We start from the raw sequence: 16537 nt of genomic DNA, 5'->3' as shown, positions 1-16537 counted from the left end.
GCGCTAGGCGGCTGGGTCGTCGTCCCTCTGCGGCTTGGTGGGCGCGTAACGCGACACGTACTCCTGGCCGGTCAGCTTCTGGATCTCGGCCATCACCTCGTCGGTGAGCACCCGCAACGCGGTGCGGTCGTCGGGCCGGCCGGCCGCCTCGATCGGCTTCCCGAACTTGATCGTGGCCTTGCCCCAGCCCACCAGCTTCGGGTACGGCTGACCGATGGGCTGGATCTTCTCGGTGCCGATCACGCCGACCGGGATGATCGGGACGCCCGCGCCGACGGCGAGCCGGGCGGCGCCGGTGCGGCCGCGGTAGAGCTTGCCGTCCGGCGAGCGGGTGCCCTCGGGATAGACGACCACCATGTCACCGGCCTTGAGCGCCGGGATGGCGGCGTCGAACGCGCCCAGCGCGGCCCGGCCGCCGGACCGGTCGACCCGGATCGCGCCGAGGCCCTCCATGATGAAGCGGTTGAACCGGCCGCGCAGACCGGTGCCGTCGAAGTAGTCCGACTTGGCCCAGAAGGCCAGGTGTCGCGGCACCGTCGCGCCGAGGAAGAGCTCGTCGGCGACGGACAGGTGGTTGCTCGCGAAGATCGCGCCGCCGCTCTTCGGAATGTTCTCCAGGCCTTCGACACGCGGCCGCCAGCCCAAGATCATCGCATTACCGACGGTGATCTTTCCGAACGAATAGAGCAGCGGCAACGGGTTCCTCCGGGAGGGAACAACGTGTAGAGGGGGCGTGAAGAGACTAAACCACGCCACCCTGAAAGTCCGCGCCGATCTCCCGGCCCGGGTGACCCTGGGCCGGGAGTTCGACCTGCGGTTACCGGATCAGGGAGCCGGCAGCGTGGTGGTCCAGAGCGACACGCCGTCACGGTCGCGCAGGTGCACGGTGAACGCCTTGCTCCGCCCGTCGATCTCCACCTCGCCGAAGTGCTGGAAGCCCTGGGCGGGTGAGGTGTTGGCGGCCGGCGGGGTGTGGCTGAACACCACCTCCGGCCCCGAACGTGGCGTCCATCGCGTTCGGGCCGAACGCCCCGGGCTGCGCCTCAGGCCGTTGATCAGCCACTCGCGCTGCTCGGCGCCGAGCAGGCCGCCGTCCGGGTCGGCGTACGTGTTGCCGTCGTTGACGTCCTTGAACGTCCGCATGTCGAGCACGAAGATGTCGAGCAGCGGACCGTACGACAGCTTGCGGTAAACCGTTCCCGCCGACTCGGGCGTCGGCACCCATTCGTGGTACGCCCGCATGGCCCGGGCCGCGAGCACGTCCACCCGCTTCTCGGTGTAGCGGGCGTCGTCCAGGATCTCCCCCGGGTACCAGTTGTTGGTCACCTCGTGGTCGTCCCACTGGTTCAGCTGCGGCACCTGGGCCGCGAACCGCCGGTAGTGCTCGTCGAGCAGGTTGTAGGCGTACTGCCCACGGTATTCCTTGAGGGTCTCGGCGACCTTGGACTTCTCCTCGGTCACCAGGTTGTTCCAGACCGCACCTTGCCGGTGTGATCGGTGTCCGGCGTGAGCACCGGGCCGCGGACCAGCCGCGCGCCCTGGAAGTCGGGCCGGCGGGCCACCTCCACCCACATCCGGCCGGGCCGGTCGGCCCTCGTCCACACCACGGCGGACTCGGCCGCCGCGTCACCACTCTGCACGCCATGGGTCAGCACCGGCCGCCCGTGTGGCACGAAGACGAAAGCCGCCGGCCCGGCCAGACCGGCCCGCAGCAGGGTCCTTCTCCTGATCGAGGTCATGATGATGGCCTATCGGCTCGATGTGACGAGGGCACCCTCGGAAGATGGACGGCACCTAAACTCGTCCGGGTGATCCGCATCGAGATCGATGAGCCGACGCTCGCCCGCACCCGGATCGCGATCAGCCCGCTCTGCGAACTGCTCTGCGGTCTCTTCCTGCTCGAACGCAACCCGGGCCCGGTGCCGTGGCCGTACCAGGACTGGGCGGCGCGGGCCCGCGAGATCCTGCGCACCGACCCGGCGGTCGAGCCGGTCCTCCTGTACTTCCGGCTCGGCTCGGTCTGGCCCGACTTCCTCGGCCCACACCCGCCGAGCGCCCTGCCGACCCTCGACGAAGAGCTGGCCGGTCTCCGCGCGACCCCGGCCGAGGTGATCGAGGCACAGTTCGCCAAGCACTACCCGGACGGCGAGCCGGAGATCCTGCGGCCGTTCCGCACCGACCGGGCGGCGGCGCTCGCCCGGCTGTCCGACGGCCTGGCCGCCTACTGGGCGGCGGCGCTGGCGCCGTACTGGCCGGCCATGCGCGCCGCGCTCGAGGAGGAGGTGCTGCTCCGGGCCCGGGCGCTGGCCGCCGACGGGCCGGACGCGCTGCTGGCCAAGCTGCATGACCGGGTGCTCTGGGAGCGCCCGATCCTCACCCTGGTGAAGCCTCTGGAGCAGAGCTTCGACGCGTTCGACAAGCGACTGCTGCTGGTCCCGCTGATCTTCTCGCGCGGCGCGCTGCTGTGTTCCGGCGACGATCCCGACGTGATCATGGTGACCTACCAGTCCCGGGGCGCCGCCGTCCTCGCCGATCGCGTCGCGCCATCGGCTCCGGCGGATCGGCTGGCCATCCTGATCGGCCGCGGGCGCGCCACCGTGCTGCGCGCCCTGACCAGCCCGGCCACCACGACCGGGCTGGCCACCGCGCTGAGCCTGGCCCCCTCGACGGTGTCCGAACATCTGAGCGCGCTCCAGGCGGCGGGCGTCGTGCACCGCCGGCGGGCCGGGCGCCGGGTGCTCTACGGGCTCGAGCCGGCCGGCGTCGCGCTGGTCACCCTGCTGGATTCGGGAGCGGCCGAATTCGTTTCCTGAGGACGGTTCACGTCATTACCGTCCCGGGCCATGGGGGATGCCATCGAGGCCGCGCGACTGCGGCGTACGTACCGGAGCCGCACCGGTTTTGTCCGGCGCCGGACCACCGAGATCGAGGCCGTGCGCGGTGTTGATCTGACCGTGGCCCGCGGCGAGCTGTTCGGCCTGCTGGGCCCGAACGGGGCCGGCAAGACCACCACCATCAAGATGCTCAACACGCTGCTGATCCCGACCTCGGGCACGGCGCGGATCTGCGGGTTCGACGTCGAGCAGGAGACCCGGGAGGTACGCCGGCGGATCGGGTACGTGTTCGGCGGCGACCGCGGCCTCTACGACCGGCTGTCCGGCCTGGACAACCTGCGCTACTTCGCCGAGCTGTACGGGGTGCCGGCCCGCGACCAGAAGCGGCGGATGGCCGAGTTGCTGGAACTGGTCCGGCTGACCGGCCGCGAGCGGGAACGGGTCGAGGGCTACTCCCGGGGCATGCGCCAGCGCCTGCACATCGCCCGTGGCCTGCTGCACTCCCCCGAGGTGCTGTTCCTCGACGAGCCGTCCATCGGGGTCGACCCGGTGGCCGCCCGGGAACTGCGCCGCACCGTCGCCGACCTGGCCGCGACCGGCACCACGGTGCTGCTGACCACGCACTACATGGCCGAGGCGGACGAGCTCTGCGACCGGATCGCGGTGATCGCCGACGGGCGGATCCAGGCCTTGGGCACGCCGGCCGAACTGCGCCGGCACGCGGACGGGCGCCGGGTGGTGGAGGTCGAGGCGTACGGGGTGCCGGACGACACCGTGGCCGGCTTGCAGGGGCTGCCCGGGGTGCGGGAGGCCGCGGTCGAGGCGCGCGGGGCGCTGCAGATCCTCACCGTCCAGTCCGATTCCGGGGTGGACGTGCAAGGTGAGGTGCTGCACGCGCTCGGGGGCGTGCGCCTCGGCCGGGTGTCCACCCGGGAGCCCACGCTCGAAGACGCCTACGTCGCGATCGTCAGCGCCTCATGAGAACGCTGCGGATGATCACCGTCGGCACGCTGCTTCACGTGAAACAGCTCAGCCGCTCGGGGCTCGAGCTGACCATCAGCCTGTTCATCCCGATCGTCCAGGCGACCATGGCGGTGTACCTGTTCCGTTCCGGCGGCTCGGCCGATCGCCTGCTCGAGGCCGCGGTCGGCGCCGGGATGATGGGCGTCTGGTCCTCGGTGCTGTTCGGCTCGGGCGGCGCCATCCAGAACCAGCGCTGGCAGGGCACCCTGGAGATGATCATGCTGGCGCCGCGCCGGCCGGTGCTCGTGCTGCTGCCGATCACCCTGGCCACCGCCCTCACCGGCACCTACGCGCTGCTCGCGACGCTGCTGTGGGGCCGGCTGCTCTACGGGATCCGGCTCGACCTCGCCCACCCGGTCGCGTTCGCGGTCGCGGCGCCCGTGGTGATCCTGTCGCTGGGCATGTTCGGGCTGCTGCTCGCGGCCACGTTCGTGCTGCTGCGCAACGCCAACGCGCTGGCCAACACGCTCGAGTATCCGGTGTGGCTGGTGTCCGGGATCCTCGTACCCATCACGGTCCTGCCCACCTGGACCACCCCGATCGCCGCCGCCCTGCCGACCACCTGGGCCGCACGCGCCCTGCGCGAGGCCACCACCGGCGGCCCGGTCTGGCCGTCCGTGGCGATCTGCGCCGCCGTCTCCCTCGCCGGCCTGACCCTGGGAGCGATCGCCCTGACCCACGTCGAACGCCGCGCCCGCGCCGCCGCCACCCTGGCCCTGGCATGAACACGATCCGCCTGCTCACGGTCGGCGGCACGATCGCCTACCGCGCCCTGTTCAACTGGACCTCGCCCGGCATGTTCGTCGGCACGCTGCTGATCGGGCCGCTGTTCCAGCTGCTGTTCTTCGCCTACCTCGGCCGGCAGCTCCAGGTCGGCGACGACCGCTTCTTCATCGTCGGCAACGCGGTGCTCGCGGCCTCGCTGGCCTGCGTGTTCGGCGGCACCATGGCGATCTCCAACGAGCGGCGCTACGGCACCCTCGGGCACGTCCTGCTGTCACCACGCAGCCGGACCGCGGTGTTCCTCGGGCGCGCCCTCCCGTACGCCGGGAACGGCCTGCTCATCGCCGTGTTCACGCTGGCCGGGGGCGCGTTGCTGCTCGGGCTGCGCATCCCGCCGGCCGCGCTGCCCGGGCTGGCCGTGGCGCTGGCCGCCGGATCGCTGTCCTGCGGATTCTTCGGGCTCACCCTGGGCGCGCTCGGCCTCCGGTTCCGTGACGTCTGGGTGGTCTCCAACGTCTCGGTGGCCCTGATGCTCCTGCTCACCGGCGTGAACGTGCCGGCCGCGGCCCTGCCCGGGTGGATGGCCGCGATCGGGCAGGTCCTGCCGATCACCCACGCGGCCGCGGCGGCCCGCCTGCTCTCCGCCGGCTCCCCCTTCGCCGAGGCGGTGCCGCAGCTCGGTCTGGAGGTGCTCGTCGGCTCGGCCTGGGCGCTGCTCGCGGCCGCCCTGCTCAAGATCTTCGAGCTGGAATCCCGGCGTACGGCCAGCCTGGACACCCTGTGACCACGGTCACGTCACGTTCCCCGGAGCCGGCTCGTCCCCCTCACATGAGCCGACTGAACATGAACGATGTCGCGCCCGGGGCCTACCAGGCCGTCCTGGGCATGGAGATCTACGCCCGCCAGAACAACGACCCTCAGCTGTACGAGTTGGTGAAGCTGCGCGCCTCGATGGTCAACGGCTGCGGCTTCTGCGTCGACATGCACGCCACCGAGGCACAGAAGGCCGGCGAGTCGAGCCGGCGCCTGTTCGCGGTGTCGGCCTGGCGCGAGGCCGGCAGCCTGTTCACCGAGCAGGAGCGGGCGGCCTTCGCCCTGACCGACGCCGTCACCAAGCTCGGCGAACACGGCGTCCCCGACAACGTGTGGGACGAGGCCGCCCGCCACTTCGACAAGACCGAACTGGGCAACCTCCTGATGGCCATCGTCACCATCAACGTCTGGAACCGCCTGGCCATCGCCACCAAGCAGGACCTGCCGGACGCCTAGGGCAGCGTCCTGTGCCTGTGGACAGTTCTCGAGATCGTCATTTCCCCGCGCTAGATTCTCGGCCCACCCAGTGCCGGGGTGGGGGAGGCGGCGGGTCGTCGGTCAGCGCAACCCACCCACCACCCAGGTGGGCGACCGTCAGGATGACGCGAGCGTGCGGATCGGATGGCCGGCGGCGAAGGCCCGGATGTCCTCGACGGCGTCGGTGAAGAACACCTCGTAGGTGGCGCCGGTGACATAGCCGAGATGCGGGGCGAGCAGGGTCCGGGGCGCGCTGCGCCAGGGCGAATCGGCCGGCAGGGGCTCGATGTCGAACACGTCGAGCCCCGCGCCGCCGATCGTGCCCGCGTACAGGGCCTCCAGCAGGGCGGCCTCGTCGACCAGCGGGCCACGGGACGTGTTGATCAGCAGGGCCGACGGCTTCATCCGGGCCAGGTCGGCCCGGCCGATCAGTCCCCGGCTCGCCGGGGTGAGCGGCACGTGCAGGGTCACCACGTCGGAGGTGGCCAGCAGCTCGTCCTTGGTGATCTCGCCCGCCTTCTCCAGGCTCCGGCTCCAGGTCACCACGTCCATCCCGAAGGCGGCGCCGACCGCGGCGACCGGTGTGCCCAGTCGCCCGAGACCGATCACGCCGAGCCGTCGCCCGCTCAGGCTCAGGCCCACGGTGTGTTGCCAGCCGCCCGCCCTGATCTGCTGGTCCTCGGCGACCAGGTGTCGGGACAGCCCCAGGATCAGCCCCCAGGTCAGCTCGACCACCGCGCCGGGTGGACCCGACCTGGTGCCGCAGACCACGATGCCGTTCCGCTGCGCGGCGGCCAGGTCGATGGCGGCGTTCTTCATGCCCGTCGTGACGAGCAGGCGCAGGTTGGGCAGGCGGTCGAGCACCTCGGCCGGGAAGGGGGTGCGCTCGCGCATGGCCACGATCACGTCGAACGGGGTCAGATCAGCTCCCGGCCCGGCTCCCAGCCCGGCTCCCAGCCCGGCTCCCAGCCCGGCTCCCAGCCCGGCTCCCAGCCCGGCGAAGAACATGACATCGAGGCCCGACCAGTCGGCGTACCCCGAGGCCACCTGCTGGTAGTCATCGAGGACGGCGACCCGCACGGCCGGTCAGCCGAGCTCGGGGAACCAGAGCTGGAGCTCCCGCTTGGCGCTCTCGGGCGAGTCGGAGGCGTGCACCAGGTTCTCGCGGTTCGACAGGGCCAGGTCGCCCCGGATCGTGCCGGCCGCGGCCTTCCGGCCGTCGGTGGCGCCGATCATCGCCCGGACCACCTCGATCACCTCGTCGCCGGACACCACCAGCGCGACCAGCGGCCCGGAGGTCATGAAGTCCTTGAGCGGCGGGTAGAACGCCTTGTCGACGTGCTCGGCGTAGTGCTGGTCGGCCATCTCGGCATCCATCGACCGCAACACCATCGCGTCGACCGCGAGTCCCTTGCGCTCGAACCGGCCGATGATCTCGCCGACCAGGCCACGGCGCACGGCGTCAGGCTTGATCAGCACGAGCGAACGCTCGCCGGACGGGCTGGTCACGGTTGGTTCCTCCGATGGTCGACACGCGGAATGTCAGCCTATCGGTACCGACACCGGCCACGCCGCCAACCTCCGGTTACCGCACTTTCCCTCCACCCCTGCCGCGCCATAGCCTGACAGGGACAAAAGGGGGGTCCACTGTGGCGAACCAAACCGGGCGGCCCGTCGCGCCGGCGCGCAAGCTCGTGGCGGCGGTGCTGGGCACCTTCGCGGTGTTCGTGATGGTGTTCGGGCTCGGCCTGTCGAGCTGGCCGATCGTCGCCCTGGGCGCCGCGCTTCTGGCGCTGGCGATCGCCCTGGGCATGGTCAACGTGGTCCGGCGCGGCGCCCGCGCCTGGGTGACCGGCCACGGTCAGGTGAAGGCCATTTCCGACCCACCACCCTCTGGCGCGTACGGGCGGGCCGAGCTCCAGCTGGTCGTGGTGGCGCCCGGACTCCCCGTGACCGAGGTGCTGGTGCGCGACCCGCGCGTACCCATCGGCAAGTGGCCCCGAGTCAACGAAACCCTGCCGATCTCGGTCGACGTCGACGACATGCGCCGCTGCAAGATCGAGTGGGGCGACGTCGAGGACCGCTCCGACGACGGCGACCCCCCGCCGCCGGCTCCCGCCGAGCCGCTCGAGGAGTTCCTCGACGACGATCTCCTGGGCGAGCCCGAGCCGCCGCCGTGGGTGAACCGGGACCGCTCCTGGGGCCGCGGCCCCGACGAGCCCATGTCCCCCGCCGCCGCGCCGGTCGCCACCGAGGAACGCCCCGGCACCACGGTGGTGGTCCACGAAACCCCCGCCGGCGTGGTCCTCGAGGGCGAGTACGTCGACCACGACGACAACCCCCAGGTTCTCCCCCAGCGCGCGGCCCGCCGCCCCCACCACGCCGAGCCCCACGCCACGGCGGTCCCCCTGGTCGACGACGACCCCTTGACCGACGACCCGCTGCTCAGCGACCCCCCGCCCGCCGACGCCCCACCCCACCGCGACGACCCTTCCTACGCCGAGGCCCCGCCCAGGCCGTCGACGCCCGCCGACGCCCCACCCCAGCCCGGCGATCCCTCTCAGGCCGCGTCCGCCGACGCCCCGCCCAGGCCCGACGCTCCCTCCCCCGCCGAGGCGTCGCCCAGGCTCCACGACCCCGACGACCCCACCATCGACCCGCGCGCAGCCGGCCCCGCCCCCTGGCGAACCGCCCCCGAACCCCGCCGCGCGGAATCAGACGTTCCTCCCTGGGCCGAGGCGCCGCCCCGCCAGGCCGAAGCAGAAGAGTCCGGCGTCGGGGCAGCCGACCTGACCGATCCAGACACGACCCACCGGTCCAGGGCCGAGGCGCCTCCCAGGTCCGACCGGGCCGAGGCCGACTCCCCGCCCGACCCCGAGACGGACATTCCTCTCGAACCAGAAGATGTCCCGAAACCGGAATCCTCCCGGCCCACCCCTCACCAGCGCACCGCGTTCTACGAGCAGCCTCCCGAGCCCCGACCGGCCAGGTCCTCGTACACCCCCGTGACCGACCAGACCCACCCGGCGTACCAACCCGTCCAAGAGTCACCCTCCGCAGCCGCCGCCGAACCGCCGACCGCAGCGAGTGACACCCCCCAGTCACCCACCGCAACCTCGGACCTCGAATCGGACCGCCGCCGCCCCAGCCCGCGCCCCCGCAAACCCTCAGAACCCCTTCCGGGTACGTCCACCCAGTCCGCCGAGACCCCGCCACCTCCCCCCGCCGGGGTGGTCCCCGAGCAGCGCACCGCCTACGACCCGGACATCGACCTCCCCTTGGACGACAGCGACCTCCAGCCCCCGCCGGAGTTCGCTCCCGAGGCCCGCCGAAGCCTGGACAACGACCTCATAGCCCCTCCGGTGGACGCCCCCGAAGAGCCCCGCTCCTGGGCCGCCGGCGCCACCCCAGCAACCCCGCCCACCGAGATCCCCATCTCGAAGCGCCCCCCTTCCACACCGGAAGACCAGGTCACCCCACCAGAACAAACAGCAGCCGCAGCCGCCGCCGACCGAGCCGCCGCCACCGGCGACACGTCCCCCCGCCCCTGGGAAGCCAGCCGCATCCCCCACGAACCACCCCCCGCACCCACCAGCAACGTCGCCGCTTCCCGCCCCTGGGAGACAAGCCGCACCCCAGGCCCCCGAGTGGCAGGCAGCACACCCGAGTCCTCCCGCCCCGTAGACCCGGCAGCCACCCGATCCGAGCCGCTGGCCGACGAGCCGCTGCTGGAAGACCCCCTCCTGGACGACCTCCTGGACGACCCGGGCCCACCCCCATGGGAGGTCCGCCGCGCAGCCGCGGAGGCCGCCGACCCCACCGACCGCCCTACCATCTCCGGCGTAGAAACCACCCCGGACTCCCCACCCGAACCCGGCCCCACCACCCAGAGCGCACCCCCCGCGCCGAGCCACACCCCCACAGGCTCAGCACCCGCGCCGGGTCATACGTCCGCCGGTGCAGCGCCCACGCCGGGTCCCGCCACCACCAGCGGAGCACCCGCGACCGGTCCGACCACGCCCTCGACGCCCGAAGCGCGCACCACCAGCACGGCCACCTCACGGCCGGAGGCCTCCGCGACTTCGGCATCCGAGCCCACGTCGGCGGACACCCCGCGCGAGACCGGCGCAGGCCCAGTGATCGGCGCGGCCGCTGCCGCCGGCGTCGCCTCAGCCGCAGCAACAAACGTCCGATCGAGCAACGCCCAGCAAGAAAGCCGAGCCTCAGCCGAGCCGATCACGTCCCCGGCCGACCCGAAGACGACCGACCCGAGCCCGGCCAGCTCCCCGAACGCGGCCAATCCGGCCAGCCCGGCCAGCCCGGCCAGCCCGGCCAATTCGGCCAATTCGGCCAGCGCGGCCGGCGAGGCCGATTCGCCCAAGCCGGTGGTCGTCTCGGCGACCGCCCGCCCCGCCGCCAAGAACACCCGCCCGTGGTCAGACCTGGAGGGCTCAGGCTACGAACCGAGCGAGCGCACCGAAGAGGTCATCACCGCCTACCCCAGCGCCCGCCCCGGTCCGGCCGGCGCGATCCACGGCGTAGGCATCACGGTCCTGGTCACCAACATGGACCGCTCGATCGACTTCTACCGCGACACCCTCGGCTTCTTCCAGATCGACACCGGCACCGGCAGCGCGGTCCTGGCCTCGGGGGATACCCGCCTGGTCCTCCGCGCCGTCCACTCGCTGTCGCCGGACATCGGCCGCCTGATCTACCTCAACCTGGAGGTGGGCGACGTCGACGCCGTCTACGAGGAACTCAAGACCAAGGGCGTGAAGTTCCTGCACGGCCCCCGCCCGGTCAACCGCGGCGACAAGCTCGAGCTCTGGGCCGCCACCTTCTACGACCCGGACGGCCACAACATCGCCATCACCCAGTGGCGCGCCATCCGCTGAGGACAAGAGCCGCGGACGTCGGCCCGATCGAAGAAAGACCGGGCCAGAAGAAAGGCCGGGCCAAAAGAAAAGGCCCGGCCAAAAGAAAAGGCCGGGCCGCCACCAAAGGCTTAACCCAAGATCTTCCGGCGTACGTGCAACGCGTAAGCCCAGGCCGCCCCGAAGATCAACCCAACCGCCGCCAGCGACCAGTAAAACAGCCCACTGACCAGCAACAACGCCTGCAGCACAGTGCCGGCCGGCCAGGCCCACCGCCGCTTCATGCTCCCGGCGACCACCACGCACAGCACCGCGAGCGCCACCACCGCCCCGATCCCCCACCCGCTCAGATGCCCGCCGAGCACCCGAATCGGCTGAATCGCCAGCAGCAGCACGATCGCCTCGAGAATGAGCGTGCCCGACCCCAGCCCGCGCACCGCCGCCGCCGGATTCCGTAGCCCCGAGGGCCGGTCCCCAGACGAAGAGGAATCCGACGGCGGGGAAGAGTCCGGCGCCGACGTCACCTCTTCAGCAGCTTCCGCGCATCAGCCACGGTCATGATCGAGCCGGTGATCAGCACGCCCACGCCACTGAGCTCGCCGTCGGTGTCGGACTCGGCCAGCACCACGGCCTCCTCGATCGCGTCCGGCATGTTCTCGGCCACGGTCACCCGGTCTTCGCCGAAGATCTCCTCGGCCGCCTGCTTCAGCTCTTCGAGCGGCATCGACCGGGGCGAGCTGTTCCGCGTGACGACGATCCGCGCGGCGATCGGCTCGAGCAGGTCGAGCAGCCCGGACGCGTCCTTGTCGCCGAGCACCGCCACCACGGCGACCAGGTGCCGGAACGAGAACTCCTCTTCCAGCGCGGCCACGGTCGCCGCCATGCCGTGCGGGTTGTGCGCGCCGTCGAGGAGGATCGCTGGCGCGCTGCGTACGCGCTCCAACCGCCCGGGCGAATCCACCTGCGCGAAGCCCGCGCGCACGACCTCGGGCTCGAGCTGCTTGTCTTCGCCCGCGCCCAGGAACGCCTCGACCGCGGCGAGCGCCAGCGCCGCGTTCTGGGCCTGGTGTGCGCCATGCAGTGGCAGGAAGATCTCGTCGTACACGCCGCCCAGACCCTGAAGGGTGAGCAGCTGGCCGGCCACCGCGATGTCCCGGCGCACCACCCCGAACTCGCTGCCCTCGCGGGCCAGCGTCGCGCTCATCTCGGCGCTGCGTTCGAGCAGCGGCCGCATCGCGTCCTCGGTCTGGAGCGCGGTGATCACCGTGGCGTCCTTGTGGATGATGCCGGCCTTGGCCCAGGCGATGTCCTCGATCGTGTCGCCCAGCCACTCGGTGTGGTCGAGCCCGATCGGGGTGATCACGCAGACGCCCGCCTCGATCACGTTGGTGGCGTCGTCCTCACCGCCCATGCCGACCTCGATCACGGCCACGTCGACCGGCGCGTCGGCGAACTTCGCGTACGCCATCGCCGTGGTCAGGTCGAAGTAGGTCAGCGGCTCGGTCACCCGCGAGTCGATCAGCTCGGCCAGCGGCTCGACCTCATTGTAGGTGGCGACCAGCTCCTCCTCGGAGATCGGCTCGCCGTCGAGGCTGATCCGCTCGCGGATCGTCTCCAGGTGGGGGCTGGTGTAGCGGCCGGTGTGCAGCCCGTGCGCCCGCAGCAGCGAGTCGATCATGCGCGCGGTCGACGTCTTGCCGTTGGTGCCGGTCAGATGGATCGACGGGTACGCCCGCTGCGGGCTGCCCAGGACGTCCATCAGGTCCTTGATCTTCCGGAGGTCGAAATCCATCCGGGTGAAGCCGCGTTTCAGCAGCGCGGCGTCAACCTCGTCGTACTCGCTCATGATGAGCCTCCCTCAGACCGTGGCAACGCCGAGAGGGCCGTCGCGATTCTCGTGAGATCCGCCTCAGCCGTCGCGAGCCGGTCCTTGATCTTGGTGACCACCTGCTCGGGCGCCTTGCTCACGAACGACTCGTTGTTCAGCTTGCTCCGGCACTGCGCGGCCTCCTTCTCGGCGGCGGCGCGGTCTTTCTCCAGGCGGGCCCGCTCGGCCGCGACGTCGATCGTGCCGCGGGTGTCCAGGTCGACGGTGATGCCGCCGGCCACGTTCAGCGTCGCCGTGGCGGTGAAGTCGTCGGCGGGCGCGTCGAGCCGGGCCAGCGACCGGATCAGCGGCTCGTGCGTGTCGATGCCGACGTTGCCCAGGCCGGTGAGCGCGGCGTGGACCCGCTGCCCGGGCCGCAGCCCCTGGTCGGACCGGAACCGCCGCACCTCGGTCACCACCTTCTGCAGCGCGGCCAGCTCATCTTCCGCGGCGTCGTCGATCCGCCCGGCCTCGGCCGCCGGCCAGGCCGCCGTGACGACGGTCGTCTCGCCGGTCAGGTTCGTCCACAGCTCCTCGGTGACGAACGGGATCACCGGGTGGAGCAGGCGCAGCAGCTGGTCGAGCACGTGCCCGAGCACCCGCCGCGTCTTGTCCGCCTCGGCGCCGCCGGCGGCCAGCACCGGCTTGCTCAGCTCGACGTACCAGTCACACACGTCGTCCCAGGCGAAGTGGTAGAGCGTGTCGCAGAACTTCGCGAACTCGTACGTCGCCGCCTGCTCGCCCACCTCGGCGATCACGTGCTGAAGGCGGGACAGCACCCACCGGTCGACGGCGTTGAGCTCACTCTGCTCCGGCAGCCCGCCCGCGACCGTGGCCCCGTTCATCAGCGCGAACCGCGTCGCGTTCCACAGCTTGTTGCAGAAGTTGCGGGAGCCCTGGCACCACTCCTCGCTGATCGGCACGTCGGACCCCGGGTTGGCGCCGCGCGCCAGCGTGAACCGGGTGGCGTCGGCGCCGTACCGCTCGATCCAGTCGAGTGGGTCGACCACGTTGCCGAACGACTTCGACATCTTCTTGCCATGCCCGTCGCGCACCATCCCGTGCAGCGCGACCACGTCGAACGGCTGCTTCCCGTCCATCGCGTACAGCCCGAACATCATCATCCGGGCGACCCAGAAGAACAGGATGTCGTACCCGGTGACCAGCACCGACGTCGGATAGAACTTCTCCAGTTCGAGGGTACGGTCGGGCCAGCCCATGGTCGAGAACGGCCACAGCGCCGACGAGAACCACGTGTCCAGCACGTCCTCGTCCTGCCGCCAGCCCTCGCCGGTGGGCGTCGCGTCGTCCGGCCCCACGCACACGACCTCGCCGTCCGGCCCGTACCAGACCGGGATCCGGTGCCCCCACCACAGCTGACGCGAGATGCACCAGTCGTGCATGTTGTCGACCCACGAGAAGTAGCGCTTGGCCAGCTCGGCCGGCTCGATCGCCACCCGCCCGTCCCGCACAGCGTCGCCGGCCGCCTGCGCCAGCGGCCCGGTCCGCACGAACCACTGGAGCGACAGCCGCGGCTCCACCGTCGTCTTGCACCGCGAGCAATGCCCCACCGAGTGCACGTACGGCCGCTTCTCGGCGACGATCCGGCCCTCCGCCCGCAGCGCCGCCACGACCGCCGGCCGGGCCTCATAACGATCAAGACCTTCAAACGGTCCGGGTACGGTGACCACGGCGCGTTCGTCCATCATCGTGATGCTCGGCAGCCCGTGGCGCTGCCCGATCTCGAAGTCGTTGGGGTCGTGCGCCGGCGTGACCTTGACCGCGCCCGTGCCGAAGCTCGGGTCGACATGCTCGTCGGCGACGATCGGGATCCGCCGCCCGGTCAGCGGCAGCTCGACCTCGGTGCCGATCAGGTGCTTGTAGCGCTCGTCCTCCGGGTGCACGGCCACCGCGGTGTCACCGAGCATCGTCTCGGCCCGCGTGGTCGCGACCACGATCGCGTTGTCGCCGGCGCCGTACCGGATCGAGATCAGCTCACCGTCGTCGTCGGTGTGCTCGACCTCGATGTCGCTCAGCGCGGTCAGGCAGCGCGGGCACCAGTTGATGATCCGCTCGGCGCGATGGATCAGGTCGTCGTCGTACAGCCGCTTGAAGATCGTCTGCACCGCGCGCGACAGTCCGTCGTCCATCGTGAACCGCTCGCGCGACCAGTCGACCGAGTCACCGAGCCGGCGCATCTGCCCGAGGATGGCTCCGCCGGACTCGCCCTTCCACTGCCACACCTTCTCGACGAAGGCCTCACGCCCCAGGTCGTGCCGGGACTTGCCCTGGGAGGCGAGCTGGCGCTCCACGACGTTCTGCGTGGCGATGCCGGCGTGGTCCATGCCCGGCAGCCACAGGACCTCGAAGCCCTGCATTCGCTTGAGCCGGGACAGCGTGTCCTGAATGGTGTGGTCGAGCGCGTGACCGACATGCAGCGAGCCGGTGACGTTGGGCGGCGGGATGACGATCGAGAACGCCGGCTTGTCACTCTTGGGGTCGGCCACGAACAGCCCGGACGATACCCACGACTCGTACCGCCGCTGCTCTACCTCACCCGGCTGGTACTGGGCAGAGAGTTCTCCGGTGGGACGGCCGTCGGGGGCGCTGGTCTGGGTTGTTTCGCTCACCCGGCAATTCTACGGAGGTGGTGTACGGAGCCGGCCACGGGATTGCATGGTTGTGGATAACCGGGTGGCTGTGGATTGTTAGGCTGCCCCGATGTCCGAGCGCAGCAGCGGTCCGACCGAGTCCGACCCCATGACCACATCCCCTCCCAGTGAGCCATCTGCGCAGGTCGACGCAGGTCAAGCGCCTGACCGTCCCATCGAGGTGGGCGACAGCCCGTTCCCGCTGACCGGCTCCGACGACAGCGAGCCGGCCAGCAGGCCGAAGTCCCGCACCCGGACCATCCTGCTCGCCGGCCTGCTGGCCGTAGGTGTCGCCGGCGCCGTCGTGGTCAGCATCACGGGCGCGCGCATCTACTCCCAGAAGGACGCCACGCTCACGCCGCCGGCCGAGATCAGCGGGCTCCATGTCGACGACAGCGAGAACGGTCGCAACACCGCCGACTACCTCACCACCGCCCTGTCCGCCGAGGTCGACCTGGACAAGACGGTCGGCGCCGTCTACCGCGACGCCGCCGATCCACAGAAGGGCGTGCTGTTCTTCGGCGGCACCGCGCTGATCTGGAGCCCGGGCGACGACCTCGACTCCGCGTTCACCCTGATCGCCGACGACCAGGGAGCGGTCACCGGGGTGCACGACGTGCCGGCCGGCGACCTGGGCGGCACGATGAAATGCGGCGCGACGAAGACCTCCGAGGGCGCCATGTCGGTCTGCGGCTGGTCCGACCACGGCAGCCTGGCCGTGGGCCTGTTCCCCGGCCGGGCCGAGGACGAGGCCGCCACGCTTCTCCGCGGCTTCCGCACCGTGGCCCAGAAACGCGAATAGCCCACCCGCGCGGTTCTTACCCGCGGGTGGGCCAAGCAATTTTCAGGGCAGTAACGAGTTAACCCCGGAAACGGGTCGAGGCCCCGCCAGTAATGGCGGGGCCTCGACAAACGTTGAGTCCGGCGGCGTCCTACTCTCCCACACCCTCCCGAGTGCAGTACCATCGGCGCTGGCAGGCTTAGCTTCCGGGTTCGGAATGAGACCGGGCGTTTCCCCACCGCTATGACCACCGAAACAACCATCAACAAACACAACCACACTCCCAAACCCATCCCCGCAGACGTGCCGGCTTGATGCCGGCCGCCCCCACGGGAATGCTGGGGTGGTTGTTTGCTGTGAATCACACAGTGGACGCTACGCATAATGTTTTTCTGTATCAAGGGTGGTTAAGCCCTCGGCCTATTAGTACCGGTCAACTGAACCAGTTACCTGGCTTACATCTCCGGCCTATCAACCCAGTCGTCTAGCTGGGG

At 70.9% G+C, this 16537-nt stretch carries 13 protein-coding genes, 2 rRNA genes and 1 pseudogene; 7 read left to right on the top strand and 9 right to left on the bottom strand.

Going from position 1 to position 16537, the window contains the following annotated elements:
- Positions 1-3: 3 nt before the first annotated feature.
- The gene (locus tag AB0O15_RS20405) at positions 4-696 is read right to left on the bottom strand and encodes a lysophospholipid acyltransferase family protein (protein ID WP_364320527.1); all 693 of its coding nucleotides are present in this window, start codon (positions 694-696) and stop codon (positions 4-6) included.
- 129 nt (positions 697-825) lie between these two features.
- Positions 826-1739 (bottom strand): annotated as a pseudogene (locus AB0O15_RS20400) (alkaline phosphatase D family protein).
- A 69-nt stretch (positions 1740-1808) separates the two neighbouring features.
- Between AB0O15_RS20400 and AB0O15_RS20395 the strand changes: the two are divergent.
- Genes AB0O15_RS20395 through AB0O15_RS20375 form a run of 5 tightly spaced genes read left to right on the top strand, consistent with a single transcriptional unit; the run spans position 1809 to position 5849 of the window.
- Positions 1809-2813, top strand: coding sequence for an ArsR family transcriptional regulator (locus tag AB0O15_RS20395; protein WP_364320525.1), 1005 nt, complete (start codon positions 1809-1811; stop codon positions 2811-2813).
- Positions 2814-2843: 30 nt separating this feature from the next.
- Positions 2844-3815, top strand: a complete 972-nt coding sequence (locus AB0O15_RS20390) for an ABC transporter ATP-binding protein (protein WP_364320523.1) — start codon at positions 2844-2846, stop codon at positions 3813-3815.
- A complete protein-coding gene (locus tag AB0O15_RS20385; protein WP_364320521.1) occupies positions 3812-4582 on the top strand; it encodes an ABC transporter permease in 771 nt (256 codons plus the stop codon). The genes AB0O15_RS20390 and AB0O15_RS20385 overlap by 4 nt, the downstream gene beginning before the upstream one ends.
- Positions 4579-5364, top strand: coding sequence for an ABC transporter permease (locus tag AB0O15_RS20380; protein ID WP_364320519.1), 786 nt, complete (start codon positions 4579-4581; stop codon positions 5362-5364). Before AB0O15_RS20385 ends, AB0O15_RS20380 begins: the two co-directional genes overlap by 4 nt.
- Positions 5365-5423: 59 nt before the next feature.
- Positions 5424-5849 carry a carboxymuconolactone decarboxylase family protein gene (locus AB0O15_RS20375; protein ID WP_364320518.1) on the top strand — a complete coding sequence of 142 codons (426 nt, stop codon included), beginning with the start codon at positions 5424-5426 and terminating at the stop codon, positions 5847-5849.
- A 138-nt stretch (positions 5850-5987) separates the two neighbouring features.
- On the opposite strand, the gene AB0O15_RS20370 is transcribed toward AB0O15_RS20375, so the two are convergent.
- Both AB0O15_RS20370 and ndk read right to left on the bottom strand, forming a co-directional pair.
- Positions 5988-6950: a D-2-hydroxyacid dehydrogenase family protein gene (locus tag AB0O15_RS20370; RefSeq protein WP_364320516.1), complete on the bottom strand. Its 963-nt coding sequence runs from the start codon at positions 6948-6950 to the stop codon at positions 5988-5990.
- Between the two features lie 6 nt (positions 6951-6956).
- Positions 6957-7379 (bottom strand): nucleoside-diphosphate kinase, encoded by a 423-nt coding sequence (gene ndk, locus AB0O15_RS20365; protein ID WP_364320514.1) that lies wholly within the window; start codon positions 7377-7379, stop codon positions 6957-6959.
- A gap of 140 nt (positions 7380-7519) precedes the next feature.
- Between ndk and AB0O15_RS20360 the strand changes: the two genes are divergently transcribed.
- Positions 7520-10765 (top strand): VOC family protein, encoded by a 3246-nt coding sequence (locus AB0O15_RS20360; protein WP_364320512.1) that lies wholly within the window; start codon positions 7520-7522, stop codon positions 10763-10765.
- Between the two features lie 110 nt (positions 10766-10875).
- Here AB0O15_RS20360 and AB0O15_RS20355 read toward each other — a convergent pair whose 3' ends face one another.
- From AB0O15_RS20355 to AB0O15_RS20345, 3 genes are all read right to left on the bottom strand, one after another.
- On the bottom strand, positions 10876-11181 hold the full coding sequence (locus tag AB0O15_RS20355) for a DUF4233 domain-containing protein (RefSeq protein WP_364320510.1): 306 nt from the start codon (positions 11179-11181) through the stop codon (positions 10876-10878).
- 83 nt (positions 11182-11264) lie between these two features.
- Positions 11265-12590, bottom strand: coding sequence for a folylpolyglutamate synthase/dihydrofolate synthase family protein (locus AB0O15_RS20350; RefSeq protein WP_364320508.1), 1326 nt, complete (start codon positions 12588-12590; stop codon positions 11265-11267).
- Complete coding sequence (locus tag AB0O15_RS20345; protein WP_364320506.1) at positions 12587-15241, bottom strand: valine--tRNA ligase; 2655 nt, start codon at positions 15239-15241, stop codon at positions 12587-12589. The genes AB0O15_RS20350 and AB0O15_RS20345 overlap by 4 nt, the downstream gene beginning before the upstream one ends.
- A gap of 202 nt (positions 15242-15443) precedes the next feature.
- Here AB0O15_RS20345 and AB0O15_RS20340 point away from each other — a divergent pair, with 202 nt between their 5' ends.
- Positions 15444-16064 (top strand): hypothetical protein, encoded by a 621-nt coding sequence (locus AB0O15_RS20340; protein ID WP_364320504.1) that lies wholly within the window; start codon positions 15444-15446, stop codon positions 16062-16064.
- A 117-nt stretch (positions 16065-16181) separates the two neighbouring features.
- Here the strand turns inward: AB0O15_RS20340 and rrf are convergent.
- Together rrf and AB0O15_RS20330 are read right to left on the bottom strand one after the other, a co-directional pair.
- A 5S ribosomal RNA gene (rrf, locus tag AB0O15_RS20335) occupies positions 16182-16298 on the bottom strand.
- A 148-nt stretch (positions 16299-16446) separates the two neighbouring features.
- Positions 16447-16537, bottom strand: a 23S ribosomal RNA gene (locus AB0O15_RS20330); the annotation flags it as partial.

This window comes from Actinoplanes sp. NPDC089786 (assembly GCF_040684855.1).
Classification (GTDB): Bacteria; Actinomycetota; Actinomycetes; order Mycobacteriales; family Micromonosporaceae; genus Actinoplanes.
The sequence above is the reverse complement of the archived record's forward strand: the minus strand, read 5'-3'. Positions and strand labels throughout refer to the sequence as shown.